Source organism: Vibrio lentus, assembly GCF_002875945.1.
GTDB classification, from domain to species: Bacteria; Pseudomonadota; Gammaproteobacteria; order Enterobacterales; family Vibrionaceae; genus Vibrio; species Vibrio apostichopi.
This window is the reverse complement of sequence record NZ_MCZK01000136.1, coordinates 1-2,064: the sequence shown is the minus strand read 5'-3', so window position 1 is coordinate 2,064 and position 2,064 is coordinate 1. Positions and strand designations below refer to the sequence as shown.

General features: G+C 41.9%; 2 protein-coding genes. Both read right to left on the bottom strand.

What is annotated here, in order from left to right; all coding sequences use genetic code 11:
* Positions 1-105: 105 nt before the first annotated feature.
* Entirely contained in the window at positions 106-786 is a 681-nt protein-coding gene (locus BCT49_RS15115; RefSeq protein WP_102436299.1) for an inovirus Gp2 family protein, read from the bottom strand.
* A gap of 59 nt (positions 787-845) precedes the next feature.
* The gene (locus tag BCT49_RS15110) at positions 846-1,526 is read right to left on the bottom strand and encodes an inovirus Gp2 family protein (protein WP_102436297.1); all 681 of its coding nucleotides are present in this window, start codon (positions 1,524-1,526) and stop codon (positions 846-848) included.
* Positions 1,527-2,064: the final 538 nt, after the last annotated feature.

The window sequence follows — 2,064 nt, the reverse complement described above, 5'->3', positions numbered from 1 at the left end:
GGTGGTGGAATGGGTGATAGTCGGGGAATTCGGATTATTGGACATGGAACAGTACCTATTGATAGTTGAATGACATAGGTACTGCTTGTGGTGTGATTTTTTAGGTTATCGACGACTGCAACCAAAACTCGTACTACGGTTATCATCGTGTTCGGTGGTGGGCTTCGCGAGACGACTCATTCGATAGAAGAACTCGTTTAGCTGTAACGGGAACGTTTCTGTGTCGGAAGAAAGCTCAAAGCCTTCATTGTTAGGGGAATACGCTAACCCTGAGCATCGTTGGTTAGAGTGAGCTTCCATCACCCTATCCCATGTCTTTCTTACTTTTTTGTAGAGAAAACGTCCCCAACTATCTCGACCTGTTCCTAAGCTTTGGAAGAGCTCTCTATCAAAGAGCAAGATAAGATGATACTGGCTAGTGGAGTCACACTCCCTCGCCCAGATATAGCGGATCACCGTTTGCGGATGTTGATAGGTGTTATTGGTGTATTTTTCCTTACAGAGTTCATTAGTCTCCGATTCTAAAGTATGAAAGAAATGGGCAAACACCGTTAGGTAATCACCCCTGAAGTGACTCGGTAGATTTAGGTTGAGGTGAACAGCAAAGAGTCTCGGATATTGATTTAGTGCTTCAGTCAGTACTTGATCGATATCCTCCAAATACTCAAGGATAAGACCACCCTCGTGGTAGTAGAGTGGCTTTCCATTAAACGTTCGGTCATGAGTGACGGTGAAGTGGTTAGACGCTTCTGAGTGATGTTGAGTGGCGTTGAGCTGATTTGGCATTCTAATTCCTATGGTTTGTTGTTAATCCCACAGGAACTGTCACTACCGTAATTTTTAAACTACTTATGACTATGGCCGAAATTCCGTCTACCGCTACCAAAGTGCTTCGTATCTTCTTTGGCTAAATAACTAATGTGCTTAAATAGCTCATCAAACGCGTCGTCAAAGTCATCAGAGTGACGGTTCAAGCGATGAATAACCACGCTGTCACTGTTCTTTCTCTTTGAGAAATGTACTAATCCATTTGCTTCTTCATAATCAACACCGACGACTCTCGCCCATGCCTCCACGATAAAGGAGCCTAAATTATCATTTGGCGTTTGAGTTTGTCCCAACCAGTTAAATCTATCCTTATTGAACATGAGCACTAGGTGATAGTGGTCATTCATTGAAGTAGAGCGCTCCCTAACCCACACGTTTCGTACTTTGCAGGGATGAACCCTACCACCCTCTTGTCTTTTTTCTCGCTTTCCAGAGTAAGCTATCTGAGACTGCAACGAGCGGATAAAATCGGTGATGACATTGCCACACTCTTCATTGGCTCTTAGCTTTGAAAATCTCAAATCTACACGGATAGCCATAAGACGAGGATAGTCATCTAATGCTCGTTCAATGGTGGCGTGCATTTTTTCTAAGTAGTCGAGGTACAGTGGACCGTGTGCAGTCTGGATAGGATGACCAAGAAAGGTTTTCTTAATGGTGAGTCTAAGGTTTTTGTTTTTTCGAGAACGTACATTCATTGATATCTATTCCTATGTTGAGGTTCATAGATAGGTCGATGCCGTTATTTATAATGGTGTACTGTGAGTCACTTGGTGTGACTCAGGGATACGTGATGATGTAGTCGTGTACTAGGTAGGGTAGATGTTTAGTTATTAAAGTAATAATACTAACCAGACAGACAATGCAAAAAACCTTTACGTATACATTTCCTGTCCGTATGGAGGAACAAATACTAGTTAACCATCAACGCCTAGGCACTGAACTGTGGAAAATCGATATCAGCTCACTCACTCTCGAATCCAAGTCAGTTACAAGTTAAATGACAGTTTGTTGAACTAGTTAATGAAGAGAGAGCTCTCGATAATGCACACTACTTCAACAACAATCCATCACGCCAAAACGACTCAACGCATCCTCATTCATTGTCAAAAACCACGGTTCATACATTTTTATTTCTGGAATTCACTCACATAAAAGGTGAAAATAAAAACCAATAATTACCGACAAATCATCGGATTACGGTTACAAGCAAGCTAAGTGAGAGAAATAAAATGA